Annotated in this window: 24 protein-coding genes; 17 read left to right on the plus strand and 7 right to left on the minus strand. The window is 42.7% G+C overall.

The features are described from left to right. Positions 1-534 precede the first annotated feature (534 nt). The 8 genes from IQ224_RS10130 (at position 535) to IQ224_RS10165 (ending at position 7,273) form a co-directional block, all read left to right on the plus strand. Positions 535-846: a carbon dioxide-concentrating mechanism protein CcmK gene (locus IQ224_RS10130; protein WP_002734613.1), complete on the plus strand. Its 312-nt coding sequence runs from the start codon at positions 535-537 to the stop codon at positions 844-846. A gap of 66 nt (positions 847-912) precedes the next feature. Continuing rightward, positions 913-1,254 carry a carbon dioxide-concentrating mechanism protein CcmK gene (locus IQ224_RS10135; RefSeq protein ID WP_002741689.1) on the plus strand — a complete coding sequence of 114 codons (342 nt, stop codon included), beginning with the start codon at positions 913-915 and terminating at the stop codon, positions 1,252-1,254. A 32-nt stretch (positions 1,255-1,286) separates the two neighbouring features. Continuing rightward, complete coding sequence (locus tag IQ224_RS10140; RefSeq protein ID WP_002741688.1) at positions 1,287-1,598, plus strand: EutN/CcmL family microcompartment protein; 312 nt, start codon at positions 1,287-1,289, stop codon at positions 1,596-1,598. A gap of 70 nt (positions 1,599-1,668) precedes the next feature. After that, positions 1,669-3,633, plus strand: coding sequence for a ribulose bisphosphate carboxylase small subunit (locus tag IQ224_RS10145; RefSeq protein WP_002741686.1), 1,965 nt, complete (start codon positions 1,669-1,671; stop codon positions 3,631-3,633). 131 nt (positions 3,634-3,764) lie between these two features. Next, entirely contained in the window at positions 3,765-4,427 is a 663-nt protein-coding gene (locus tag IQ224_RS10150; protein WP_002741685.1) for a hypothetical protein, read from the plus strand. Positions 4,428-4,977: 550 nt separating this feature from the next. Further along, the gene (locus tag IQ224_RS10155) at positions 4,978-6,393 is read left to right on the plus strand and encodes a form I ribulose bisphosphate carboxylase large subunit (RefSeq protein WP_002753365.1); all 1,416 of its coding nucleotides are present in this window, start codon (positions 4,978-4,980) and stop codon (positions 6,391-6,393) included. 130 nt (positions 6,394-6,523) lie between these two features. Then, a complete protein-coding gene (locus IQ224_RS10160; RefSeq protein ID WP_002732424.1) occupies positions 6,524-6,922 on the plus strand; it encodes a chaperonin family protein RbcX in 399 nt (132 codons plus the stop codon). 15 nt (positions 6,923-6,937) lie between these two features. After that, the gene (locus IQ224_RS10165) at positions 6,938-7,273 is read left to right on the plus strand and encodes a ribulose bisphosphate carboxylase small subunit (protein WP_002741682.1); all 336 of its coding nucleotides are present in this window, start codon (positions 6,938-6,940) and stop codon (positions 7,271-7,273) included. A gap of 67 nt (positions 7,274-7,340) precedes the next feature. On the opposite strand, the gene IQ224_RS10170 is transcribed toward IQ224_RS10165, so the two are convergent. From IQ224_RS10170 to IQ224_RS10185, 4 genes are all read right to left on the minus strand, one after another. Further along, the gene (locus IQ224_RS10170) at positions 7,341-8,351 is read right to left on the minus strand and encodes a DUF4435 domain-containing protein (RefSeq protein ID WP_002741680.1); all 1,011 of its coding nucleotides are present in this window, start codon (positions 8,349-8,351) and stop codon (positions 7,341-7,343) included. A 23-nt stretch (positions 8,352-8,374) separates the two neighbouring features. Next, positions 8,375-9,925, minus strand: coding sequence for an AAA family ATPase (locus tag IQ224_RS10175; protein WP_002741679.1), 1,551 nt, complete (start codon positions 9,923-9,925; stop codon positions 8,375-8,377). Positions 9,926-10,331: 406 nt separating this feature from the next. After that, a complete protein-coding gene (locus tag IQ224_RS10180; protein ID WP_002741677.1) occupies positions 10,332-10,640 on the minus strand; it encodes a DUF4926 domain-containing protein in 309 nt (102 codons plus the stop codon). Further along, complete coding sequence (locus IQ224_RS10185; RefSeq protein WP_036399790.1) at positions 10,637-10,987, minus strand: DUF6883 domain-containing protein; 351 nt, start codon at positions 10,985-10,987, stop codon at positions 10,637-10,639. The genes IQ224_RS10180 and IQ224_RS10185 overlap by 4 nt, the downstream gene beginning before the upstream one ends. A gap of 743 nt (positions 10,988-11,730) precedes the next feature. Here IQ224_RS10185 and IQ224_RS10190 point away from each other — a divergent pair. The 6 genes from IQ224_RS10190 (at position 11,731) to dnaG (ending at position 18,499) form a co-directional block, all read left to right on the plus strand. Beyond that, on the plus strand, positions 11,731-13,047 hold the full coding sequence (locus tag IQ224_RS10190; protein WP_002741669.1) for an AAA family ATPase: 1,317 nt from the start codon (positions 11,731-11,733) through the stop codon (positions 13,045-13,047). Continuing rightward, entirely contained in the window at positions 13,047-13,508 is a 462-nt protein-coding gene (locus IQ224_RS10195) for a hypothetical protein (RefSeq protein WP_002741668.1), read from the plus strand. Before IQ224_RS10190 ends, IQ224_RS10195 begins: the two co-directional genes overlap by 1 nt. Positions 13,509-13,857: 349 nt before the next feature. After that, a complete protein-coding gene (locus tag IQ224_RS10200) occupies positions 13,858-14,424 on the plus strand; it encodes a photosystem I assembly protein Ycf4 (RefSeq protein ID WP_002741666.1) in 567 nt (188 codons plus the stop codon). Between the two features lie 28 nt (positions 14,425-14,452). Continuing rightward, the gene (locus IQ224_RS10205) at positions 14,453-15,190 is read left to right on the plus strand and encodes a peptidylprolyl isomerase (RefSeq protein WP_036399787.1); all 738 of its coding nucleotides are present in this window, start codon (positions 14,453-14,455) and stop codon (positions 15,188-15,190) included. Positions 15,191-15,316: 126 nt separating this feature from the next. Continuing rightward, a complete protein-coding gene (locus tag IQ224_RS10210) occupies positions 15,317-16,456 on the plus strand; it encodes a beta-ketoacyl-ACP synthase (RefSeq protein WP_002741661.1) in 1,140 nt (379 codons plus the stop codon). A gap of 162 nt (positions 16,457-16,618) precedes the next feature. Next, positions 16,619-18,499, plus strand: a complete 1,881-nt coding sequence (gene dnaG, locus IQ224_RS10215) for a DNA primase (RefSeq protein ID WP_002741659.1) — start codon at positions 16,619-16,621, stop codon at positions 18,497-18,499. A gap of 224 nt (positions 18,500-18,723) precedes the next feature. Here dnaG and IQ224_RS10220 read toward each other — a convergent pair whose 3' ends face one another. The 3 genes from IQ224_RS10220 to IQ224_RS10230 form a co-directional block, all read right to left on the minus strand. Beyond that, entirely contained in the window at positions 18,724-19,962 is a 1,239-nt protein-coding gene (locus IQ224_RS10220) for a hypothetical protein (protein WP_002741658.1), read from the minus strand. 147 nt (positions 19,963-20,109) lie between these two features. Next, positions 20,110-21,270 carry a sugar phosphate nucleotidyltransferase gene (locus IQ224_RS10225; RefSeq protein ID WP_002741656.1) on the minus strand — a complete coding sequence of 387 codons (1,161 nt, stop codon included), beginning with the start codon at positions 21,268-21,270 and terminating at the stop codon, positions 20,110-20,112. Positions 21,271-21,622: 352 nt separating this feature from the next. Further along, on the minus strand, positions 21,623-21,919 hold the full coding sequence (locus IQ224_RS10230) for a DUF4090 family protein (RefSeq protein ID WP_002741653.1): 297 nt from the start codon (positions 21,917-21,919) through the stop codon (positions 21,623-21,625). A gap of 20 nt (positions 21,920-21,939) precedes the next feature. Here IQ224_RS10230 and IQ224_RS10235 point away from each other — a divergent pair, with 20 nt between their 5' ends. From IQ224_RS10235 to bcp, 3 genes are read left to right on the plus strand one after another with little or no spacing between them, the layout of a single operon-like run. Further along, complete coding sequence (locus tag IQ224_RS10235; RefSeq protein ID WP_036399784.1) at positions 21,940-22,428, plus strand: BlaI/MecI/CopY family transcriptional regulator; 489 nt, start codon at positions 21,940-21,942, stop codon at positions 22,426-22,428. Then, positions 22,428-23,276 (plus strand): M56 family metallopeptidase, encoded by an 849-nt coding sequence (locus tag IQ224_RS10240; RefSeq protein ID WP_036399780.1) that lies wholly within the window; start codon positions 22,428-22,430, stop codon positions 23,274-23,276. Before IQ224_RS10235 ends, IQ224_RS10240 begins: the two co-directional genes overlap by 1 nt. 2 nt (positions 23,277-23,278) lie before the next feature. Beyond that, on the plus strand, positions 23,279-23,746 hold the full coding sequence (gene bcp, locus IQ224_RS10245; protein ID WP_002741647.1) for a thioredoxin-dependent thiol peroxidase: 468 nt from the start codon (positions 23,279-23,281) through the stop codon (positions 23,744-23,746). Positions 23,747-24,057: the final 311 nt, after the last annotated feature.

Raw genomic sequence — 24,057 nt, forward strand, 5'->3', positions numbered from 1 at the left:
CCACTCCCCAACCCCAGCCGTATATAGTATAAAAAAATTATAAAAAAGCCGAAATCAGGGAAAAATAGGCTTTTATCTGCCAGTAAATCTGGCAGATAAAATCGAGCTGCCAAGAGAAAAGTTAAAGGGCAAATGCAGTCATAGCAAAGGTTTTGGCCGTAAATGCCCGAAGAATTGCTGAGGCTGATGGACGAAGGGAAGGAATGATTAACTTTCGTTAACCTGAAGATGAGAAATAATCATAATGTTTTATATTGTCAAAGGTGTCATAGTTTCCTATGCTTTTTTTAGGTTGATAATTTTGCCTGACTCGTCAAATTTTTACCAACCAGCCCTAGAAAATAAAATTAGTGGATGAAAACGGTCACGATCGAGATAAAATTTAGGATGGTCTTACCCCCACCTTGCCACGATCCCGACTGCCACCAAAGCTAGAGCAGGAAAAGTAACAAGGAAAGAATTTGACTGAAACAAAGTTGATAACGCTAACGAGATTAATAGTTTAGTTTGGCTTGACAAGCGAGGAACAAAAAAATGCCAATTGCAGTAGGAATGATTGAAACCCTAGGATTTCCCGCCGTTGTGGAAGCGGCCGATGCCATGGTCAAGGCCGCCAGGGTGACTCTAGTGGGTTACGAAAAGATCGGTAGTGGTCGCGTCACTGTCATTGTCCGGGGAGACGTTTCAGAAGTGCAAGCTTCTGTGGCTGCCGGAGTGGAAAACGCCAACCGGGTTAACGGAGGACAAGTGCTATCTACCCATATCATCGCTCGTCCCCACGAAAACCTCGAATACGTGCTGCCCATTCGCTACACCGAAGAAGTAGAGCAATTCCGCAGCTATTAAACACCGTTAATCGGGGTCAGCATCTATAGAGTCGAAGAAAGCCAACCATTAGGAGACAAAAATATTATGTCAATTGCAGTGGGCATGGTGGAAACCCTGGGTTTCCCAGCCGTCGTCGAGGCGGCTGATGCCATGGTAAAAGCCGCCCGGGTAACCCTAGTAGGTTACGAAAAAATTGGTAGTGGTCGCGTCACCGTCATCGTCCGGGGGGACGTTTCGGAAGTACAGGCCTCCGTATCGGCGGGGACAGAAGCGGCATCTAATCGTGTTAAAGGTGGTCAAGTTCTCTCGACCCACATCATCGCCCGTCCCCACGAAAACCTCGAATTCGTTCTTCCCATTCGTTATACAGACGCCGTGGAACAGTTTCGTGAAAGTGTTAACCCGCAACCTTTAAGACGAATCTAGAGCGCAACTAACTTTTAGTGTAAACAAATTCCATGCAAATTGCCAAAGTTTGCGGAACCGTCGTTAGCACCCTGAAACCGCGCAGTATGACGGGAGTGAAACTTCTGCTCTTGCAATTCATCGACGCTCAAGGGCAACTTTTGCCTAAATACGAAGTAGCGGGTGATATTGTCGGAGCGGGAATTAATGAATGGGTGCTAGTGTCCCGGGGAGGAGCAGCCCGGATCGAAGACGGGCAGAACAATCGCCCCCTTGACGCGATGGTGGTGGGGATTATTGACACTATAACCGTAGAAAATCGCACCCTCTACAGTAAGAGGGACGAATTTCGTCAATCCGGTTAAACATCGATAAAACCCAAAAACAGTTAATTAACAACCAGCCAGCCAAATTCAGTATGGAGGAAGACTAACTATGGTCGTCCGCACAACGGCGACTAGTCCGAAAAAGCGGACCAAATCCCCAGAGGAAACGCGCATAGACGAGAGTGCCAAAGTCCACACCTTCTCTAACCTCAGTGGCGCTATCGAGATCGGGGCGCGAGTGGTGATCGCTCCGGGGACTTCCATCCGCGCCGATGAAGGAACCCCCTTTCACATTGGCGACGACAGCAAAATTCAGGACGGGGCAATCATCCACGGTTTAGAAAAAAGCCGTGTGGTGGGAGATGACGGCCGAGAATATTCAGTGTGGATCGGCCGGGGCAGCTGCATCACCCACATGGCACTCATTCACGGGCCGGCCTATGTGGGCGATCGCTGTTTTATCGGTTTTCGCTCCACCGTCTTTAATGCTCGCATCGGGGCCGATTGCATCGTCATGATGCACGCCCTCGTTCAAGACGTGGAAATCCCCGCCGGTAAATTCGTGCCATCCGGTTCCGTGATCACCAGCCAACAACAGGCCGATCGCTTACCCGATGTCACAGAAATCGATCGAGCCTTCACTCGTCACATTGTCGATATCGACCTCGCCCCCAGCGTCCCGGTCAAAGCCCACAGCCCAGCGACTCCTGCACCAGCAGCCGCTATAAACATCGCTAATGAGACGCTATATAGAAATTCGGTGACACCTATGAGTTTAAATACAAACATTCGAGCGCAGGTTCGCTCCCTCCTCTCCCAAGGCTACAAAATCGGGCTGGAATACGCCGACAAACGCCGCTTTAAAACCAGTTCTTGGTTAAGTGCCGGCTTTATCGACGGCAGCCGCGAAGAACAGGTATCCCAATCCCTAGAAGCCTCCCTGAGAAACCTACAGGGCGAATACGTCCGCCTGATCGGAGTCGATCCCGCCGCTAAACGGCGCGTACTGGAAATGATTATCCAACGCCCCGAAGACACACCGGGAGAACCGGTCCGCACCACCACCGCCGTCCACGCCGGTCATAGCAACGGTAACGGCAATTCTGACCTGTCGGTACAAGTGCGTTCCCTACTGGCCCAAGGACTGAAAATTGCCACCGAACACGCGGATAAACGCCGGTTTAAAACCAGTTCTTGGTTAACTGGACCTGCGATCGAAACCAAGAGCGAAGCGGGCATCATTCGCGATATTGAAGCGATCGTGACTGAAAATAGCGATGAGTACGTCCGCCTGATCGGGATCGACCCGCAGGCGAAAAAACGCGTCGTCGAAATGATTATTCACCGCCCTGGGGGAAGCAGCACCCCCGCTAGTAACGGCAGCGGCAAAGCCAGCAGCTACAGCACCCCCGCTAGTAACGGAGCCAGTTATAGCAGCAGTGGTAGCTTAAGTGGGGAAACGATCGCTCAAATTCGTTCCCTGCTCGCCCAAGGCTACAAAATCGGCACCGAACACGCGGATAAACGCCGGTTTAAAACCAGTTCTTGGCAGAGTTGCGCCCCGATCGAAAGCAATCGCGAATCCGATGTAATTACTGCTTTGGAAGATTGTTTACGCGAACATAGCGGCGAATACGTCCGCTTACTCGGTATCGATGCTAAAGCCAAAAAACGGGTTTTAGAAACGGTGATCCAGCGTCCCGATGGTTCGGTGGCTAGCAATGGCAACGGTAAAACCGCCACCGTTGCTGAACCGAGTTTCAAAAGCTATGCTTCTGGTTCTTCTGGCGGCGGTACTGCCACTTTAACCAGTACCTTAACCGCAGAAACGATCACTCAAATTCGCTCTTTATTGAACCAAGGTCACAAAATCGGGGCCGAACACGCGGATAAGCGTCGTTTTAAAACCAGTTCTTGGCAAAGCTGCACCCCGATCGAGAGCAGTCGCGAATCCGATGTGGTGGCCGCTTTAGAAACCTGTCTGCGCGACCATCAAGGGGAATACGTTCGTCTAATCGGGATTGACTCCCAAGCGAAACGTCGTGTTCTCGAATCGATTATTCAACGCCCTTAATTTCAGGACTCGGCGATCGGTGAAGGGAGATAGGTGTTAGGTGTTGGCAGACCGGGAAAAATACCGGAAACTCTAACCCCTACCCCCTAACCCCCGATCACTGATCACTGATCACTGAGTAACTGTCAATTATGTCCTTACCCCCCGTTCAACCTATTAGCCGCTCGGAATTCTATGTCAATGGTGATGTAACCATTGATGAGAGTGCGATCGTGGCTCCGGGGGTGATTCTCCGAGCAGCCCCCAATAGCCAAATAATTATCGGTGCGGGTGCTTGCCTGGGTATGGGAACGATTTTAACCGCCTATCAGGGTGTTATTGCTATCGGTGCAGGGGCAATTTTAGGTACAGGAGTTCTAATAGTCGGCCAGGGTGAAATCGGTGAGAATGCCTGTATTGGCTCAACCACAACGATTTTTAATGCTTCTGTGGCAGCGATGTCGCTCGTGCCGTCCGGTTCCCTGATCGGAGATACTTCCCGTCAAATTACCATCGAGGTGTCAGCAACCCCATCGGAACCGGAAAGGCCTCCTCTACCACAACCGGAACCCGTAGTCAGTCAAGTCTCCCCAGTCCCGTCTGTGCAGGAAGTGGTCGCCGAAACCGTGGCCAGTCCTTGGGATAGCGAGGAAATGGTCGCCGAGGCCAGTCCTGCGGAAACCAGAGAACAAGCATCTACTACTAACCGACCGAATCAAGCATCGGTGGTCGGAAAGGTCTATATCAATCAGTTATTGGTCACGCTATTTCCAGAACGTCATCGTTTTAATGGCAACAATAACCATAATTCTTGAAGGGGAAAATAATCGTTCACAAGCCAAAAATCTCAACAATAATTACTGAGTAATTAGACCTAATTTATCTAGAGTTCACGGCTGTCTAACTGTCCTCCAGGTACTGAGTATAATTGCTTAGAAATTCCAGTAATATTTAGCGATTGCCGACAATTTTTTGAGGTTGTAATTATTGATAATCTTCCTCAATTAAGGATTAGCTTTAATCGCTCAAAGCCTGATGAGCAGAAGTTTCTGTGTGTCAATCAGGTAAATTTTTGTTGATTTTTTTGTGTTTTTGTAGAGATTGTCAAAGTTAGATGATGAGAGATTAAAGAAACTAATCGCCCCAAGAAAAAAAAACAATTAAAATTTTAGGGATAGAGAAAAAAATGATCAGAATAGGGTAAAGTTCGTGTTAAGATGATCAGTTGAAAAAAACATTAGTGAAAATTGCTCCCTAACTTCGCTCCTAGCAGCAGGGGAAAGGAGCTTAAGAAAAATCTATGTCGGTTGACGGCGAGATTTTACAGGTGCGACTAATCATGCAGTTTATGGAGGAATAATCCCAATGGTGCAAGCCAAATCCAAAGGTTTCCAGGCCGGCGTAAAAGACTACCGCCTGACCTACTACACCCCCGACTACACCCCCAAAGATACCGATCTACTAGCTTGCTTCCGGGTAACACCCCAACCCGGAGTTCCTCCTGAAGAAGCAGGTGCGGCGGTAGCGGCGGAATCTTCCACAGGTACCTGGACCACCGTTTGGACCGATAACTTAACCGACCTCGATCGCTATAAAGGTCGTTGTTATGATATCGAACCCGTACCCAACGAAGATAACCAGTTCTTCTGTTTCGTTGCCTATCCTTTAGATCTATTTGAAGAAGGTTCCGTCACCAACATCCTCACCTCGATCGTTGGTAACGTTTTCGGTTTCAAAGCTCTGCGCGGTCTCCGTTTAGAAGATATCCGTTTCCCCGTCGCTTTAATCAAAACCTTCCAAGGTCCTCCCCACGGTATCACCGTTGAACGGGACAAATTAAACAAATACGGTCGCCCCTTACTCGGTTGCACCATCAAACCCAAACTCGGCCTTTCCGCTAAAAACTACGGTCGTGCCGTTTATGAATGTCTCCGCGGTGGTTTAGACTTCACCAAAGACGACGAAAATATTAACTCTCAACCCTTCATGCGTTGGCGCGATCGTTTCCTCTTTGTCCAAGAGGCGATCGTTAAATCCCAAGCAGAAACCAACGAAGTTAAAGGACATTACTTAAACGTAACCGCTCCTACCTGCGAGCAGATGATGCAACGGGCTGAATTCGCCGCCGAAATCAAAACCCCCATCATCATGCACGACTACCTCACCGGTGGTTTCACCGCTAACACCACCCTGGCGAAATTCTGCCGCGACAAAGGGTTACTGCTCCACATTCACCGGGCAATGCACGCGGTTATCGACCGTCAGAAAAATCATGGTATCCACTTCCGCGTTTTAGCTAAGTGCTTACGTCTCTCTGGTGGTGATCACCTGCACTCGGGAACCGTTGTCGGTAAACTCGAAGGTGAACGCGGAATCACGATGGGTTTTGTTGACCTGATGCGTGAAGACTATGTAGAAGAAGATCGCGCTCGTGGTATTTTCTTCACCCAAGACTACGCTTCCTTACCCGGGGTAATGCCGGTTGCTTCCGGTGGTATCCACGTTTGGCATATGCCGGCGCTGGTGGAAATCTTCGGCGACGATTCCTGCTTACAGTTCGGTGGTGGAACCCTCGGCCACCCCTGGGGTAACGCACCGGGTGCCACCGCTAACCGTGTGGCTCTGGAAGCTTGTATCCAAGCTCGTAACGAAGGTCGCTCCTTGGCCCGCGAAGGTAACGACGTTATCCGGGAAGCTTGCCGTTGGAGTCCTGAACTGGCTGCCGCTTGCGAACTCTGGAAAGAAATTAAATTCGAGTTCGAGGCTATGGATACCCTCTAATACAGCCCTTCAGAAGGTTGTTAGCAGTTATCGGTGCAAAATAATGCCGGGGACTTGCCCAAAATCGGCAAGCAGTCGCTAGAATTTCAACACTGATAACTGTCTAGCCAATAACTGAAAACTGTATAAAATGTATCCGAAAAAAGTTGTTCAAGATACCGCGAAAGTCTTACAAAGTTACCTAACTTACCAAGCGGTTCGCACGATTATCGATCAATTGTCAGAAACTAATCCGACTTTAGCTATTTGGCTGAGTCACTATACTTCTAGCCATTCCATTCAGGATGGCGAGGCCTATATTGCGGGGTTAATGACTGAGAATAAAGAGTTAGTTTTGCGGATCATGACGGTAAGAGAACATTTAGCCGAACAGGTTTTAGAGTTCTTGCCAGAGATGGTAAAAACGGGAATTATTAATGACAATACCGAACATCGTCGGCAACTTTTGGAACGTCTCACCCGTACTGCTATAAGTCAACCAGAGACATCGGAATTAAATCTCGATGTTGATGATCTACCCAACCCATAAGGAATCAAGAAACCCATGAAAACTTTACCTAAAGAGAAGCGTTACGAAACTCTCTCCTACTTGCCCCCCCTCACCGATCAACAAATTGCTAAACAAATTCAATACATGATCGATCAGGGTTATATTCCTGCTGTGGAATTTGAAAAAGATCCCAAACCCGCAGATTATCATTGGACGATGTGGAAACTGCCTTTATTCTCTGTTTCTGGTCCCCAAGAAGTTCTTAATGAAGTTCGCGAGTGCCGCACTGAATATTCTGATTGCTACATCCGCGTTATCGCTTTTGACAACATCAAACAATGTCAAACCATGAGCTTTATTGTTCATAAACCCAATGCTGGCCGCTACTAATTTGGCTGTCATCTAATTATTAACTATTGAGGGGGGTTCTTAGACCTCCCTTTTTTTCTATCATTTGTTATTGAAAATCGTTGATTAACATCCAAAAACACTTGATTGGAAAATCATTAAGGTTATTACCTTGAAATTCTACAGATTGATTTCTAACCCAAGCATTTGCTACTGTGCGGAAGCGTGTGTCTTTATATTGATTAACTTTCTCGGCTTCTTGACTAGGATTTTTCCGAGTATCCGATAAGTCTGAGGCTGTTATATAAAGACATTTACTATAAACAACAAACATAAAATTAAATCCTATATGTCCATGAGATAACCATCTTGAGGTTTCAATGTCACATTGATTGGTCATATTCAAATAGACTTCAAATTTATTAAATAGCTTTTGAATCCGAAATTGATCTAGTTTTTTTTCTTTATTCAGTATCTTACGCCATTCTTCTAAATCAATTTTCAGAGATGTGGAGGTGATATCTATACACTGCCAATTTACTGAGTTAGCAATAGGCTTAAGTAAATCTTCTGATAAACCTGCTAAACTCAAAGCACAAGCTATTCTGAGAGTATGCTCAAATTTAGATTCAAAAATTTTAAATGCTTCTTGATAAAAACTACTGACTAAATAATCGTTGAATGCCTTTTCCAACGTTGATATTTCAAAAAAATAGTTTTCAATTGAATGACCTTTACTCCAAATTAATCTCTTGTTAATTTTATGAGTTTTAATATGATCTTTTAAATCATTGCTACATTCAAATTCTCTAAATTCTCGATCAACAAAGCCCAAAACTCTATTGTTAACATCTGGCGGCTCTTGGGCAACTAAATCACAGATTTTTTCTATCTTAGCTCTATTTCCTAATTTTCCTTGTATTCGCTCCGCAGTATCAATAATAATATTTTTTAGTAAATATAATTTTTCCGCTGAAATCTGAGCTTCATTTTTTTTTAAAAGATTACAAATAATAGTAAAAAAAGCCTCATCATCGGCTCCTTCTAGCAATAAAAACCGATCCTGTGACATAATTATTTCAGTAACGTATTCTTCAGGAGTTAACTTTAATCCGTTCATAAAGTCGATAATTATCTAAATTTTTAAAAAGGAATGTTAATGTTTTCCAAATCATCATCTAGTATATAGATTTGATCTTCACTTCCAAGAGTATCGGTATTTATATTAGCGTTTGCCGTTGGTTGTAGTTCAAGTTTTATCATTCTCTCTCGATATTTGGATGCAATTACAGCAGAATGAGTACAAATAATGAGTTGTTTCTCATCAAGTTGTTTAACCATTTCTGGTAATAATTTACGTTGCCAATCAATGTGAAGTGAAATTTCAGGTTCATCAATTAAGACAACCCTACCACCTGTCATGTGACTGGCGGCATAAATTAAACCTACGACTTGTCTTTCTCCAGAAGACAAAATTTGCAGACTATGAATAGCTTCTTCATCACCAATTTTAACACCTAATTTCCCTCTGCCTTGAGGTAAGCTTGTAGAACCTATTTTTAATTGCTTTCTCTCTAAAAATCCATTGACTGATTCAAGATATCTTTCAATACTAGAATAAGCTGTTATTTGTTCATCTAGTCTTTGTTGAAGAGAACTTTTATACACGGATAAAACTCTACTAGCAATAGTTTTGTATTTTGGATCTGATTCAAACGATTTCAACTGTTCTATTAATTGTTTATAGACATCATCTGATTGATTACGATTAACTTGAAAAGATGAATTTTGCAATTTTTCCGAAAGTTCTATTATTTCTGTAATAACTTCTTCCGGCTCTTTTGTATTATCGTCTGTCTCAGATGATTGAGAAATAGCTTGAGAAAATTGAATAAAAGCTTGTGAAAGCAAATTTCTATCAAGACTAGCAATTTTTAATTGAGCTTCTGTTAATTCTGAATTAATATGTTCTTCTATTTCTATCGGTGAAGGATACTCAAGTCTAGGGACAAATTTCCCAAATAGAATCCGAGCTAATTCGGTTGATCTGGCGGAACTTCTGAGAACTTTGCTAAAATTAGGTGATCTTCGGGCAAAATGTCTAATTTCATTTTCATCTAAGGTAGCCCATGCCTCAATCATTGTTCTAAAAGCAGGGAAATAAGTTGCTTTTAAGTCAATATCTTGCTTTTTCCTAGAAGATGATCGATAATAAAGTGCAGATAAGAAAATTTCGCTATTTTCTTTTTGCTTTTCTTCTTCTAATAATTTTGTAAAAGGGTAAGAATCGACTTTTTCATGATTAACAAAGACTGTTGTTACTGTTTCTTTTATATCTTCTTGAGGAGAATTATGCTGTTCTATCAATATTTTCGTATCATCATCTAATGTAATGGTTAATTTTTGAAATTTTAAATAGCCAAAACGTCTAAAATCTTCGTTGACGGCATTAGCAAGAATATGCAATACAGTGGTTTTGCCTGTGCCATTACTTCCATGAATAATATTAACTCCATCTTGAAAATCAAGATTAATATCAAATCTTCCATGTATTCCAATCGCTTCTAAACGCTTAATAAATCGAGACATACCTTTAATCTCATATAACAGTCTCAAACGAAAATTATAATCTAATATGAAACTTTTGTCAAGTTTTTTCCTAAGCTGATCCGAACGGGTAATAATAACTAACACTGAGAGAGCTTATTTTAGTGCGATCATCGACCTTGACCTTGGTAAATTCTTGTCTAATCCTTTGAATTAGTCGATACTGCTGCCGATTCAACCCAAGGAAACCCCAAATAAATCTAACGCCTTCGAGCCGTTGCTTTTTTATTTTTTGATTCAATTCGTCAAAATATACCGATATTTTCTAGGTGTCGATAGCCTTGAATAGAGGTTCCTTTTAGGTTCAAAAATTTATCAACTATCATAGGTAAAATACTCTCGTTTTTGGCGATTATATCAAATCTTAACTCTATTGTCTATCTTTGTGGCCTTAACCTGTTTGTGCCGTAAGTCTCTCCCTCTATGAATTTTAGCTTTTATTTTAAGTTAATTATTTGCATAGCAATTCTGGAATAGCCTATTTTTTCCGATTTTATTGATACAAAGAGCGGGTGAAATCTAAAACTTTTTGTTGCTTTTCTTTGGGTAACTTATCGATTAAAGCTGTTAGCTTTTCTGTTAAAGATAACCAAGTTTTGTTCTGAGCTTTCCAGATGACAATAAATTGCTGCATTGGGAGAGAACAAAGGGCGATAGTTTCCCCTAGATCATTACTAAATTCAATTTCATAACAACCATCATTATAGTCTTCAACAATTGTCCCTTGTTCTCCCATCATTAAGTTATGTTCAGGCAAGTCAACTAATAATTCCACGAGGTCAAATAATTCTGGTTTAATCATGGTCTTTTTCTCACATATAAAGTTACTAATTTAGCTGTATCACTATCAGGCTCAACAATCCATCCAGTCCTCACTATTTCTTGTTGCCCTGGTTCAATTCCTGTAATTTCTAGGTCAACTTGATAGCGTTTGCCATGTTGATCTGTACTTTGATAAACAGCTTTTGCTTCAAGGGCTTTGTTAGCGATTTGTTGTAGAAGTGGCTCATAATTATCTTGAGTATATCCTAAGTGGCGTTGAAACATGATGGCTTTATTTAATCCTTTTGGATTGTCTAAATTGAGAGCATATTGAGTTAATTTTCTAGAATCTATTTTGACTTTGTTGACAATATCTTTTAATTTCATTGGAATTAAGACGATTATTAATTTTGACTTTGCCTCTAGTTTCATATTTCATAAGGGAGCATCTCACCTTTGCAATAAGTAGAAATGCTTAATGAGATCAATAAAAAAGTTAAAAAAGGCAACCATTTAGCTCTGGATTTTACCAGTGCAAAAATACTAGCCATGAGTAAAAGTCTTACAGAGCCTTAGTTAAAGCCATATAATACCAATGAGCTACTGAACACAAAATCCTGAAGTCTTTACGCAGATAGGGTTTGAGGCAAAAATTTTCCAATTTGACCTTTCCACCATTATAGCTTGTTTCGGGGCTGAAAACCAGCAAAAACATGGCTACAGAGGGAATCGCTTACTCTAGAGATTAATGACATCATCTGTGATCATAAGGTTAGCGATCACTATACAGCCAACTCCACAGAATCGCTCTACTCTAGATACAGTCAACAGTACAGCTATTTTCAAGGGAAAAATGTACCCAGTAGCGTCTTTTCAATTTTTTCTGAGAAGCCCCATGCAGTAAGGGTAAGGGTTTCGCCCTAATGCCAATAAAACAGCGACCTTATTTCCCCAAGCTTAGATTATACTGTTCGGATATGCCCTGCCCTACAGTTTGAGTTTTCAAGGTTATGGGTGCTAGTTTTCGGTACTCGTTAGAGTCTATAAACTGCGCTGAATTTAAACTGCGTATTGGAGCTTTTAGTACAAATGCTCAAACTGCACCAATCAAGATTTAATGGGTGAAAAGTATGTTAACATCGCTGACTCTTCGGAATTTCAAAAGCTATCAGGAGGCAACCTTATCTCTGGCACCCATCACCTTTTTAATCGGTGCTAATGCGTCAGGTAAAAGTAATGCACTAGAAGCAATTCGCTTACTTTCGTGGTTAGCGAAAGGCAGCAGGTTAGATGACATTGAACGCAACATTCAAAGCGGTAATGCAATTGCCCGTGGACAAGCGATCGATCTTTTCGGTGCAGAAAAAGAGTATTTTACCTTGGCAACACACATTGATAACGCTCCCGATGGTTGGACTGATTTCGAGATTGAAATTGGGCTATTATCAGACCAACTTATTATAATCGGAGAAAGTGTCAGTAAAGCTAGTAAAGATCAGAAATTAACACTTTACAAAATTGATGGCGATCCTAACCCACACACCGATGAAATTAGTGTGACGTATAACAATTTTAAAAAAGGTGGAAATAAGCCCCATATACCTTGTTCTAACCGACAAGCCATTTTTTATCAATTGGAAACTCCCAGTCGGTTCCAGCAAAATCATACTCAATCACAAAAAATTATTCCAGCAGTTACTAAAGTAATTCGAGAAACCTTGAGAAATATTGTCTTTCTTGATCCTCGTCCAGCAGTAATGCGGGATTATGCTTACGCTAAATATGATGATATTAAAGAAGATGGCTCTAACCTTTCTAGTGTTCTTTATGCAGTTTGTCAGCAGGGAGAGACTCAAAAAAACAAGTTGCTTGACTTCATTCGTTCATTACCAGAACAGGATATTACCGATATTCGCTTTAGCATTACAGACCGCAACGATGTTATGGTGAGACTAATAGAGTCTTTTGGGAAAAAAGAACATCAGATAGATGCTCCTTTGTTGTCTGATGGTACTCTGAGAGTTTTAGCGATTGCTGCAACTCTACTAAGTGTAAATCCTGGAACTTTCGTAATTATTGAAGAGATCGATAATGGTGTTCATCCCAGTCGTGCAGATAATTTAGTTAAGCAAATTCGGGAGATTGCCTTAGAAAGAAAACTGAGGGTACTGATCACCTCCCATAACCCGGCGTTACTAGATGCAGTACCCGATAGTGATATTGGAAATGTACTTTGTTGTTATCGAGATCCGCAAGCAGGAGATAGTCGTATTGTCCGATTAGCTGATTTAGAGCGTTTCCCCGAATTAATTGTGCAGGGAACTCTTGGTCAGTTGATGACTAAACAAGTATTAGATAAATTCTTAAAAGATAAGTCCACAGCAGAACAACGTCAACAAAACGCGCTAAGTTGGTTAGAGCAATTAAAACAGGGAGAAGTAGCCTGATGGGAGCTATTTGTCTGATCGATACTTCGATCTTTTTAGAGATACTTAATGTCCCCCAAAAGGCGAGTCAATCTGAGTTAATATTTCAAGAGTTAAAAGAGAAAATCAAAGCTGGGGAATCTCTTTTTTTGCCAATGGCGACCATTCTGGAAACTGGCAATCATATTGCCCAAAATGGAGATGGTAATCAGCGACGTATTTGTGCAGAAAAATTTGTCAAGCAGGTAACACAAGCTCTTGAAGGAAAATCTCCCTTCACCCCCATTAATTTTCTAAAGAAAGAAGACCTGCAAGGATGGTTAAAAGAGTTTCCTGATGAAGCGATGCAAGGTAGGGGACTGGGAGACCTTTCTATCATTCATGATTGGCAGAAAATTTGTGATCAAAATCCAAGCCGCCGCGTCTATATATGGTCTTTGGACAAACACCTTAAAGGTTACAATCGGCCACCGAAGTTATGAGTAATTGACTACGGATTTACTTTTAATGGTACATTTGTATTTTAAAAGGTAGAGATTTAATTACTGGACTTCCCCCCTTGACAAAAGACCATAACCCGTGCTGTATCTGAATGTGCCGTTACTGGGTACAAATTAAGGAAACCCCGAATAAATATAACGCATGATTGTTGCCGAGGAGAATTACGATTAGGGAATTTTCCCCTAAACTTCCCCCACTCACCTATAAGTAAATATTGTGATAAACATGGGTACACCTAGAAAAATCAACGGCTGTATCCCTGGGGCGGGGTTGGGGAAGTGGCGAGAAAAAAGCTGGTAAAATAACTCTAGGCAACCTTAAAAAGAATTCATGAAAGCGCAAACAACAAGTAAAGATAGCCTGATCCTACGGCAAGAAGTAGTGGGAGCGCGTCGCCCTAGTAACTATTTTTGGGCTGTAATCGTCTCTATTGGCGGTCTAGGGTTTCTCCTCGCCGGTCTTTCCAGTTATTTTAAGGTCAATCTACTTCTCGTTAGCGATACCAGTGCCTTACAATTTATTCCCCAAGGAGTCGCTCTCCTCTTTTATGGCACTGCGGGGACCCTCTTAGCCATCTATCTCTGGTTATCTCTCCTCTGGAATGTCGGAGGTGGTTACAACGAGTTTAATAAGGAAACTGGCAAACTTAAAATCTTTCGTTGGGGCTACCCCGGCAAAAATCGTCGCGTTGATCTCGATTGGCCCCTGGAAGATGTGCAAGCTGTGCGGGCCGAAGTGCGAGAAGGACTCAACCCGAAACGGGAACTATTCCTGCGGATTAAACAGCGTCGCGATATTCCTTTAACTCGCGTCGGTGATCCGATGTCCCTCTCGGAATTGGAAAATCAAGGAGCGGAACTCGCTCGTTTTCTGGAAATTCCTCTAGAGGGATTGTAAGCCTTTTTTCGCTCTTTTTGGCTATAAAATGATGAAGATAAGAAAATCTGGCTGGCTGTCTGTGGTTTGTGTTTTTTTAATCACAACGACCACACTTTTCGCCTGTTCTTCCCCAGAAGCTAACTCCACCCCCGATAATTCTAGTATCACCCAAACCTCTCAACCTGCCAGTTCGGGCAGTGTCAACATGGATAATTACAAACCCCGCTTAGATGGAACTGCTGTCGTCGAGATGATCATCAAAGGTAAACCGGTAACGATCGAAATTGATGGCAATGCGGCCCCAATTACTGCCGGTAACTTTGTGGATCTGGTGGAGAGAGGTTTTTATAATGGTTTAACTTTCCATCGCGTGGTTACAGAACCGCAGCCTTTTGTCGCCCAAGGTGGTGATCCCCAAGGTCGCGGAACTGGTGGTTTTGTCGATCCAGAAACCAAGCAATCCCGTTATGTTCCCCTGGAAATTCTCCTTAAAGACGAAAAAGAGCCGATTTATGGGAAATCAATCGGTCAACAGGCCACGTCGCGCACTCCCATCGTCGCTTTACCCCATAAACGCGGTGCGATCGCGATGGCCCGTTCTCAACAGCCTAATTCCGCTTCTTCTCAGTTTTATTTTGCTCTGTCGGATATCAATTTCCTCGATGGTGATTATGCCGTTTTTGGTTATGTCACTAAGGGAATGGAAGTGATCGATACGATTAAACAAGGGGATAAAATTGACTCGGCTAAAGTTATTTCCGGTGCAGAAAATCTGAAAAAATAGCGATCGGTTAGGGTGGGTTCGCGGGACGATAATTTAATTTTCCCCCTAACCCACCCAATCATTTAATATTCCGATAACTGATAACTGATACCTGATAACTGATAACTGATAACTGATAACTGATCAATGAATGTTGTGGTGACGGGAATTGGGTTGATCAGTTCTCTGGGAAATTTAAGTCAGAGTTGGCAAAGATTACTAGAGGGCAAAACTGGTATAACTAGACAACAACCCTTTTCTGATTTACCCGCTTTACCCTTGGGTTTAATCGGTCATAAACCCGCATTTTTAGAGGATTTAACCAAAATTGCCCTGATTGCTGCCCTCGAAGACGCGAAGTTAACCCCTCCCTTAAAGGATTGTGGTGTCACTATCGGTTCTAGTCGCGGTTGTCAGGGTTTATGGGAACGGATGGCAGCGACGGGAATAGTAGAAAACTGGTTAGATAGTTTACCCGATCGCGCCTCGGTATTGACCGCTAGATTGATAGAAACCGGCGCCCCAGTGTTAGCACCCATGGCGGCCTGTGCCACGGGCATCTGGTCGATCGCTCAGGGTATAGAATTAATCAAAATGGGAGAATGCGATCGAGTTTTAGTCGGGGCGATCGAAACTCCGATCACTCCCTTAACTCTGGTGGGATTTGAACAGATGGGAGCTTTGGCGAAAACGGGCTGTTATCCTTTTGATAGAGCTAGGGAAGGCTTAGTTTTGGGGGAAGGGGGCGCGATTTTAGTCCTTGAATCGGAAGAACTGGCTTTAAGCAGAAATGCCGCCATCTACGGGCAAATTTTGGGCTATGGTTTTACCTGCGATGCCGATCATGTTAGCGCCCCGGCGGTGGATAATCGTAGCGCTACCAAAGCCATAGAACTATGTTTGCACAGAAGTCAATTAAGAAAAGATGAAATTAATTACATTCACGCCCACGGCACTAGCACGCGTTTAAACGATGAACGGGAGGCAAACCTGATCGCCAGCATTTTTGGCTCGCAAGTGGCTGTAAGCTCGACAAAAGGCGCAACAGGACACACTTTAGGGGCTTCGGGGGCATTAGGTGTGGCTTTTTGTTTAATGGCTCTAAAAAATCAGCTAATTCCCCCCTGTGTCGGTGTGCGCGAGTCGCCTTTTCAATTAAATTTAATTAGATCGGCTGTTAATTTTTCCCTGCACAATTGTCTCTGTCTTAGTTTCGGTTTCGGAGGACAAAATGCCGCCATCGCAGTGGGGAGATGGGGGAGAAGGAGTGGGAATCATGAATTATAAATTATAAATTATAAATTATAAATTATAAATTATGAATTATGAATTATGAATCATGAATTATAAATTATGAATTGGGGAGACGGGGAGAATAAATAAAAGCAACTCTCCTGATAACTGATAACTGACGACTGATAACTGATACCTGATAACTGATAACTGATTATGGATACACCGCGACTACATCCAGATACGATCGAAGAAGTTAAACAAAGAATTGATATTGTGGATTTAATTTCCGAGAGAGTCGTCCTCAAAAAAAGGGGAAGGGAATACGTTGGTTTATGTCCCTTTCACGAGGAAAAATCCCCTAGTTTTACGGTTAGTCCTGCCAAACAAATGTATTACTGTTTTGGCTGTGGTGCGGGGGGAAACGGGATTAAATTCTTTATGGAGGTGGGGAAACAATCTTTTAGTGAAGTGGTTTTCGATCTTGCTAGAAGGTATCAAATCCCGATTAAAACTCTAGCAGTAGAACAGCGTCAGGAATTAGAACAGCAATTATCCCTCAAAGAACAATTATACGAGATAATGGCCGTGGCGGTGAGTTTTTATCAACACGCCCTTAGTCAACCCCAAGGGGAAAAAGCGTTAGATTATCTCAAGGTACAACGACAATTAACTGCGGAAACTATCACAACTTTTCAACTGGGATATTCTCCGGAAGGTTGGGAAACGCTCTATCGTTATTTAGTGGAACAAAAGCGCTATCCTGTGGCTTTAGTAGAACAAGTGGGATTAATTAAAGCGCGTCAAAATGGTAGCGGTTATTACGATCAATTTCGAGATCGTTTAATGATTCCTATTTTTGATAGTCAAGGACGAGCGATCGCTTTTGGTAGTCGTAGTTTAGGTAATGAACAACCAAAGTATCTAAATTCTCCCGATACTCCTCTATTTGAAAAGGGAAAAACTCTCTTTGCTCTTGATCGAGCTAAACAGGCAATTATTCAGCAAGATTTAGCGATAGTTGTGGAGGGTTATTTTGACGCAATCGCTCTCCATGCTGCGGGTATCACTAATGTGGTTGCCTGTTTAGGAACAGCTTTAAGTCAAGAGCAAATTAAGCTACTTTTGCGCTACAGTGAAAGTAAACAAATAATCTTTAATTTTGATGCCGATCAAGCGGGAATTAAAGCGACACAAAGGGCGATCGAGGAAATTAACTCCCTAGTTTATTCAGGACAAGTTAACCTAAAAATCCTCAATCTTCCCGATGGTAAAGATGCCGATGAATTTCTTAAATCTCGTGCTGACGGGGTGAATAGTTATCGAGAACTAATCGAAAAATCTCCTTTTTGGATTGATTGGCAAATCTCGCAAATGTTGGTTAATAAAGATTTAAAACAGGGACTACATTTTCAACAAGTAGCCAATAGTATCGTGAGTTTACTGCAAAAGTTAATCGATAGCAATCAACGCACTTTTTACCTCGATTATTGTGCTGAAATTTTGGCTCAAAAAGATGCGACTCGTTTGCCATATATTTTAAAAAATCTCTCCAAACAGGTTAATAAACCTCAAGGAAAATCCCCAGCAATTAAGAGTAAAAACATCTTAGATAAATCCGAAAAAAATGGCACAGAAAAAGCCGAATGGTTATTATTATTAATCTATCTCCATTCTCCCGAACATCGGAGGCTCATTTGTGAACTTTTGGATGAAAAAGATTTAATTTTTAATGTCCCTGATTATCGTTGGTTATGGCAAGTAATTCTAGAGTTAGAAACCCAAATTACTAAACCAAGAGATTTGATGTCAGCTTTACAGAATCATTTATTGATGATAACTACAGACAAAAATCGTGATTTTAATTCTTTATTTCACTTAAATGAACATACCAGTCAGGAAATTTTGCAACCAGAGGAACAAATTAAAGATGCTATTATAGCTATGGAAAAAATTAGTTTAATGGAATATCGTCGCTACTGTCAAGAACAATTAATTAATGCTCTCGACGGCAATCAACGGGAATTTTATCAGCAGGAATTCTATCAAACTGTTAATAAATTAATCGCAATTGATCCTCACTACCAACAAGCTTAATTAGGGTCTGCTGAAAAAGGTTTTCCTGGGGGCAGGGTGTGGGGTGTAGGGTGTGGGGTTTTAGCGATTTTCATCTGGTCAATTACCTAATTTTCAGGGAAAAAGTTCAGGGATTTTACCCCCGATCACTCCAATGGTTGGCACTTTTTGAGGGAAAAAAAGTCTAAAAGGTTTACCCAACAAGGTTTTTAGATTTATTCAGCAAACCTTAATTATCTAATTGCTTAAAAACTAGACAATTGTTCGGCAATAATAGATACTAACTTATCCACTGCTCCTGCTTGTCCGCGCACTGCCCGCAATTTTTGCCGGATAGCCTCTAATTGTTGGGGATTTTCTAACCAAGAACTAGCCATATTTGCCACTTCTTCTGGTTGTAATTCCCCCAATAATTCCGGAACAATTTCGGCACCAGCCCAAATATTTGGCCAAGCATATAAACGCTTTTTCCGCAACATATAGAGATTAATTATCTTAGCAAATAAAGAACCCACCCCCGGCAGTTGAGCTAATAAACCGGGTAAACCGTCCCAAGTTCTCATCGCGTCTAGTTGCTGAGTCGGTAGTAGAATAATCATCGGGATTGCCAGCGCCCCTAATTCAGCAGTATTAGCACCCACCGTCGTTAAAGCTAAATGACAGCGAGAAAGCTGGTTATGGGCGGGAAAATCGGTAATTAGGTCAACTTTTACCCCCTTATCTGTTTCTAGATAGGGTTTTTCGCCGTTTTTTAATTGGGCAGCACTCCAACCGGTTTTAGTGATCATAGGATTATAGCTAGGATCGGCAAATTTCGCCAAATAAGCTAAATTTAGGGTAGGAGCGACGGGAATTAAGAATTTAGTCCGGGGATCCTGCGCGTGTATCTTTTCAGCAATGGCTAGGGTTAGGGGTACACCCTGGGCTAATTTCGAGGGTTTGGAACCAGGGAGAAGTGCAATTAAGGTAGCGTCATCAGGGGTGATAGCATTGGGCAAATCCACCATTAAATCGCCGATAACGGTAAATTTATGCTGATATTGTTGGGGAATATTATTTAATACACTTGTATTCATCACGGCAAAGCGATCGATCCCCCGATACCAACGCGCTTCCCATTCCGCATAGATAATCGTGCGATAACCCAAACGTTTACCGATGGTGAGGGCAAAAAATTGATCGCCCCCTAAAAATAAAACGATGCCCTTGGGGTGCCAATCCCAATTATCGGCGGTTTTTCCCCAGAAAAGAAAATTAAAGAAGTTTTCTGGCGACTGGACTCGATCGACCTCCGGATATTTCCTAACTACTTCCGTTTCCGCCCCCATAGAATGAGTACAAGGGGAAAGAATCACCGAAATCCGCAACCGCGATCGATCTTCTGTTAAGTTTTGTCGCAATCTCTTGACAACTGGACGCACCCATGTAGATATTTCTCCCGGGCCATTAGAGAGAATGAGAAGATCAACAGGAGAATCAAACATGATATGTGGTGAGGTAGGAAGTTTTCGTTTTGGGGAGACAGTATTCAGGAGTCAGGAGACAGTATTCAGGAGACTATTTTTATTTGTTTTCCCCTCTCCCTTCTCCCTCACAACGCGCGCGAAGTGGTTTCCCTGTTGCGGTGTTGCCTACTTGCTATTGAATAAAGAGCGAATCGCCTGATGTTTAGGGTGATCAAACTCTGGGAGAACCTTGCGGGTATCGGTAATCAACCAATCCAGGGCTGCTGCTTCCACATCGATCGCCGCGCCGGTTTTATCAACACAATAGCGCCCAAAGACCAACTTATCCACCAAACGGGCCCCTGAACCGAGGCGAGAATATTCAAAAATAACGCTATTATCCACCGTTGCGCCGCCACAAATCCAACAATTGGGACCAATCATACTCGGACCGACAATTTTCGCCCCGTCTTCAATGCGCGTCATTGCCCCGATATACACAGGTCCGGTGATATCGACTCGATTCCAGTTTACCCCCACATTTAAGCCCGTGTAGATGCCCGGTTTAACTTCGATGCCGGGGATAGCAACATTTTTAATTTTCCGGGATAACACCCCGCGAATTGCCTGCCAGTAGTCGGGGACTTTACCAATATCCACCCATTCAAAATCCATGTTTAAAGCGTAGAAAGGCGCACCTTTAGCGACTAATTGGGGGAATAACTCGCCACCGATGTCGTATTTACTATTAGGGGGAATAAAATCAATGATTTCTGGCTCAAAAATATAAATTCCCGTGTTAATGCAGGTACTCAAAGCTTCATCGATGGCGGGTTTTTCTTGGAAACTGAGAATCCTTCCCTCCTCGTCGCTAACTACCACCCCGTAACTGGATACTTCCTCTTTGGGGACGGTTTTGGTGACGATAGTGGCGATCGCTCCTTTTTCTCGATGCCATTTAACGGCTGCGGTTAGATCGAGATCAATCAGCGCATCACCACAGAGAACCACAAAAGTATCGTCAAAAAAGGGATTAAAATCTTGAATTCGTCGTAAACCGCCCGCCGACCCTAGGGCATCACCGATTAACTCGCCCTCTTCGATTCTACCCTCAAAAGAATAGCCGATATGCACCCCAAAACGCTGACCATCGCGGAAATAACTCTCAATTTCTTCGGCTAAATGACTGACATTCACCATGATTTGATCAAAGCCATGCTGTCGCAACAGTTCCAACAAAAACTCCATCACCGGCTTTTGTAAAATCGGGATCAGGGGTTTGGGAATCGTATGGGTAATCGGACGCACGCGAGTTCCTTTGCCTGCCGCCAAAATCATGGCTTTCATCGATATTTATTTCCTTTTGCGATCGAGGTCTGAAGTTAAATCATGCCTAGTGTACCATTATCGGCTCGGAATCAGTAGTTATATATCCTCGTGACCATTAGATCAACCTAGACTTCCTGCCTAATTTTTCCAACAGTCGGCTCTCTCAGGTTTGGTGGGCAAAATGTATTCTAAGATACAGTCCTGCTGGCGGTCGCAACGCGCTCGCTACGCGAGACCGCGTGGAAGGAACCACAGGGACACAGAGAACACAAAGATCGATCGCTCCTATATAAGTTAAACTGGTCGCAACGCGCTCGCTACGCGAGATCACACAAAGAATAAGAGAGCCAAATGGTGAGCAAAAATTTGACTACTTGAGATAATAGAAAGCGATTTCTTTCTCCTTGAGAGGAGCAAAATCGGCGGCTAACAACAGCTGATTTAATTCCTCTTGGGGGATATGTTTGGCCCCGATGCGGACAATTCGCGATCTCATCGTGTTAGAAACCCCGCTTCTTTGTCGTCCTGCTTCCAAACCCATTACCCGGTGATAAAGTTCCAATTTTGCCGGGGGAATTGGGGAACCATCAAAATCAATGCCATTAGCGATCGCCAGATCAATGGCATCAGCACCCGTAGTTGTGGTTAAATTAGTTTCGGTGGACATAAAGACAATATAAAGGATCGTTGCTATTTTATCAGGCGATCGATATCCGCCGCTATGATCAGGAAAGTAATCTTTATTTCTGTGTAACTATGGCTCAATTGCCGACCTATCAACCAAAACAGTTATCCCTAGGCCCCCTAGAAGCGGAAATTCTCAATATTGTCTGGGAATTAGAAACCGTCAGCGTTAAGGATGTCCACGATCGCATTTTAGCGGATCCAGAACGAGATCTAGCCTATACTTCTGTGACTACGGTACTGCGTCGTTTAACTAATAAAGGCTGGTTAAGTTGTTATAAACAGGGTCGAATTTTCTACTGGAAACCGATGGTTTCTAAGGAACAAGCACAGGCAATTAAAGCCTACGAACAATTACATCGTTTTTTGGCTATTGGTAATGCGGATGTGGTGGCTTCTTTTGCCGATAGTCTCGATACTGCTAGTGTCGAACAATTAAAAGCGATCGCATCTCGTTTAGATACCCTGCGTCAACAACGGAGAGAAAGCTAATGCACGGTTCAATGTTATTACTAGCATTAACTATCGCTATTGGTTTACGTTGGTTTCTGCCCAGCTATCAGCGTCGTTGGCAGACAACGCTATTTTTCTTCCTCTTTCCTCCTTTGCTGCTGTTAATGACAGTTATATCGGTGGTTTGTATGGGCTATCGCGGGCAAATGCTAGGCTATAACTCTAGTTTAATTAGTTACTTTAGTGCCATAATTTGGCTAGTTTTTGCTCTATTTTGTCTGATAAAACTTTCCTATCAAACTTGGCAAACCCATCGGGATTTTAGTAGTTATCCCCTCAAAAAAATCACCACTCAGAAGGCGAGAGTTTTAGCGGTGGATTTTCCCTACAGTGCCAGAGTTGGCTTCTGGAAGTCGGAATTAATTGTAACCCAAGGATTATTAAATCTCTTGGATCAAGAACATTTACAAGCAGTTTTAGCCCACGAACAAGCTCACCAAGAATATCATGACACCTTCTGGTTTTTCTGGTTAGGTTGGTTGCGATCGATGTCTTCTTGGCTGCCCAATAGCGAGAATTTATGGTCAGAATTGGTCTTCTTGCGGGAATTACGCGCCGATAAGTACGCTTCTGGACAGGTGGATTATTTACTATTAGCTGAATCGCTGCTTTTAGTGGCAGAAAAAGTTAATCAAGTAGCGGAAATAAATTTCTCTGATAGTTGCTGTGTCGCTCTCAATGATCATTCCTTAAATAATCGTTTATTAGAGAGAATCGATGCTTTAGTCGAGTCAGAAAAACCCGAATTTCCCAGATTTAACTATCAAGTCTGGCTATTGCTTTCCCTCTCCCTCGCTCCTTTCTTACTCTTGCCTTTACACTCCTAAAAATGACCCTAGAAGTTGGACAAAAAGCCCCCGAATTTGCCACCCCCAACCAAAGGGGCGAAATTAGCAAATTAGCAGATTTTGCCGGTCAATGGTTGGTCTTATATTTTTATCCCAAAGATAACACTCCGGGCTGCAGCACAGAAGCGATCGATTTTACCGCTTTGTCGCCGCAATTTCAGCAATTAAACGCGGTAATTATAGGAGTTAGTCCCGATTCAGAGAAGTCCCACTGTCGTTTTATTGAAAAACACAATTTAACTATTCAATTATTGAGCGATACCGAACATCAACTGGCGGAAATTTATCAAGTCTGGGGATTAAAAAAATTTATGGGCAAGGAATATATGGGGATTAAACGATCCACTTTCCTGATCGACCCCCAGGGAAATATTGCCTATATTTGGTCAAATGTCAAGGTAAAAGCCCATGCAGAAGCGGTTTTGAAAAAACTTGAGGAATTGCAGTAGCAAGCCCCTAGCAGTTGATTTTTTCTGGGTACTGATCGCGCTCTTTTAATTACCTAAGCAAAATTAATTACACATATCTAACTACCCCTTGCATGAGTGCCTTTTGCCTATCCTAGCCAAGAAATTAATTTTGCACGACTACTTAGGGTTGGCTGAATAAAGCTAAAAACCTTGTTGGGTAAGACTTTTAGATCTTTTGTCAATTAAAAAGTACTGGATATGAGAGTGATCGGGGGGAAATTTAGGCACTTTTTCCCTGAAAATTAGGTAATTGGCCACCTCAAAACTGGTAAAACCCCACACCCCACACC

The sequence above is a fragment of the Microcystis sp. LEGE 00066 genome (assembly GCF_015207925.1).
In the GTDB taxonomy this organism is placed as follows: domain Bacteria; phylum Cyanobacteriota; class Cyanobacteriia; order Cyanobacteriales; family Microcystaceae; genus Microcystis; species Microcystis ichthyoblabe_A.

What these genes read in the sequence shown, in the direction of transcription:
- IQ224_RS10155 (WP_002753365.1), top strand. Translation starts at nt 4,978, where the DNA reads ATGGTGCAAGCCAAATCCAAAGGTTTCCAGGCCGGCGTAAAAGACTAC.
- IQ224_RS10200 (WP_002741666.1), top strand. Translation starts at nt 13,858, where the DNA reads ATGAAAGCGCAAACAACAAGTAAAGATAGCCTGATCCTACGGCAAGAA.
- IQ224_RS10220 (WP_002741658.1), bottom strand. Translation starts at nt 19,962, where the DNA reads ATGTTTGATTCTCCTGTTGATCTTCTCATTCTCTCTAATGGCCCGGGA.
- IQ224_RS10225 (WP_002741656.1), bottom strand. Translation starts at nt 21,270, where the DNA reads ATGAAAGCCATGATTTTGGCGGCAGGCAAAGGAACTCGCGTGCGTCCG.
- IQ224_RS10130 (WP_002734613.1), top strand. Translation starts at nt 535, where the DNA reads ATGCCAATTGCAGTAGGAATGATTGAAACCCTAGGATTTCCCGCCGTT.
- IQ224_RS10150 (WP_002741685.1), top strand. Translation starts at nt 3,765, where the DNA reads ATGTCCTTACCCCCCGTTCAACCTATTAGCCGCTCGGAATTCTATGTC.
- IQ224_RS10240 (WP_036399780.1), top strand. Translation starts at nt 22,428, where the DNA reads ATGCACGGTTCAATGTTATTACTAGCATTAACTATCGCTATTGGTTTA.
- IQ224_RS10230 (WP_002741653.1), bottom strand. Translation starts at nt 21,919, where the DNA reads ATGTCCACCGAAACTAATTTAACCACAACTACGGGTGCTGATGCCATT.
- IQ224_RS10210 (WP_002741661.1), top strand. Translation starts at nt 15,317, where the DNA reads ATGAATGTTGTGGTGACGGGAATTGGGTTGATCAGTTCTCTGGGAAAT.
- IQ224_RS10165 (WP_002741682.1), top strand. Translation starts at nt 6,938, where the DNA reads ATGAAAACTTTACCTAAAGAGAAGCGTTACGAAACTCTCTCCTACTTG.
- IQ224_RS10205 (WP_036399787.1), top strand. Translation starts at nt 14,453, where the DNA reads ATGATGAAGATAAGAAAATCTGGCTGGCTGTCTGTGGTTTGTGTTTTT.
- IQ224_RS10170 (WP_002741680.1), bottom strand. Translation starts at nt 8,351, where the DNA reads ATGAACGGATTAAAGTTAACTCCTGAAGAATACGTTACTGAAATAATT.
- IQ224_RS10145 (WP_002741686.1), top strand. Translation starts at nt 1,669, where the DNA reads ATGGTCGTCCGCACAACGGCGACTAGTCCGAAAAAGCGGACCAAATCC.
- IQ224_RS10195 (WP_002741668.1), top strand. Translation starts at nt 13,047, where the DNA reads ATGGGAGCTATTTGTCTGATCGATACTTCGATCTTTTTAGAGATACTT.
- IQ224_RS10140 (WP_002741688.1), top strand. Translation starts at nt 1,287, where the DNA reads ATGCAAATTGCCAAAGTTTGCGGAACCGTCGTTAGCACCCTGAAACCG.
- bcp (WP_002741647.1), top strand. Translation starts at nt 23,279, where the DNA reads ATGACCCTAGAAGTTGGACAAAAAGCCCCCGAATTTGCCACCCCCAAC.
- IQ224_RS10185 (WP_036399790.1), bottom strand. Translation starts at nt 10,987, where the DNA reads ATGAAATTAAAAGATATTGTCAACAAAGTCAAAATAGATTCTAGAAAA.
- IQ224_RS10190 (WP_002741669.1), top strand. Translation starts at nt 11,731, where the DNA reads ATGTTAACATCGCTGACTCTTCGGAATTTCAAAAGCTATCAGGAGGCA.
- IQ224_RS10160 (WP_002732424.1), top strand. Translation starts at nt 6,524, where the DNA reads ATGTATCCGAAAAAAGTTGTTCAAGATACCGCGAAAGTCTTACAAAGT.
- IQ224_RS10180 (WP_002741677.1), bottom strand. Translation starts at nt 10,640, where the DNA reads ATGATTAAACCAGAATTATTTGACCTCGTGGAATTATTAGTTGACTTG.
- dnaG (WP_002741659.1), top strand. Translation starts at nt 16,619, where the DNA reads ATGGATACACCGCGACTACATCCAGATACGATCGAAGAAGTTAAACAA.
- IQ224_RS10135 (WP_002741689.1), top strand. Translation starts at nt 913, where the DNA reads ATGTCAATTGCAGTGGGCATGGTGGAAACCCTGGGTTTCCCAGCCGTC.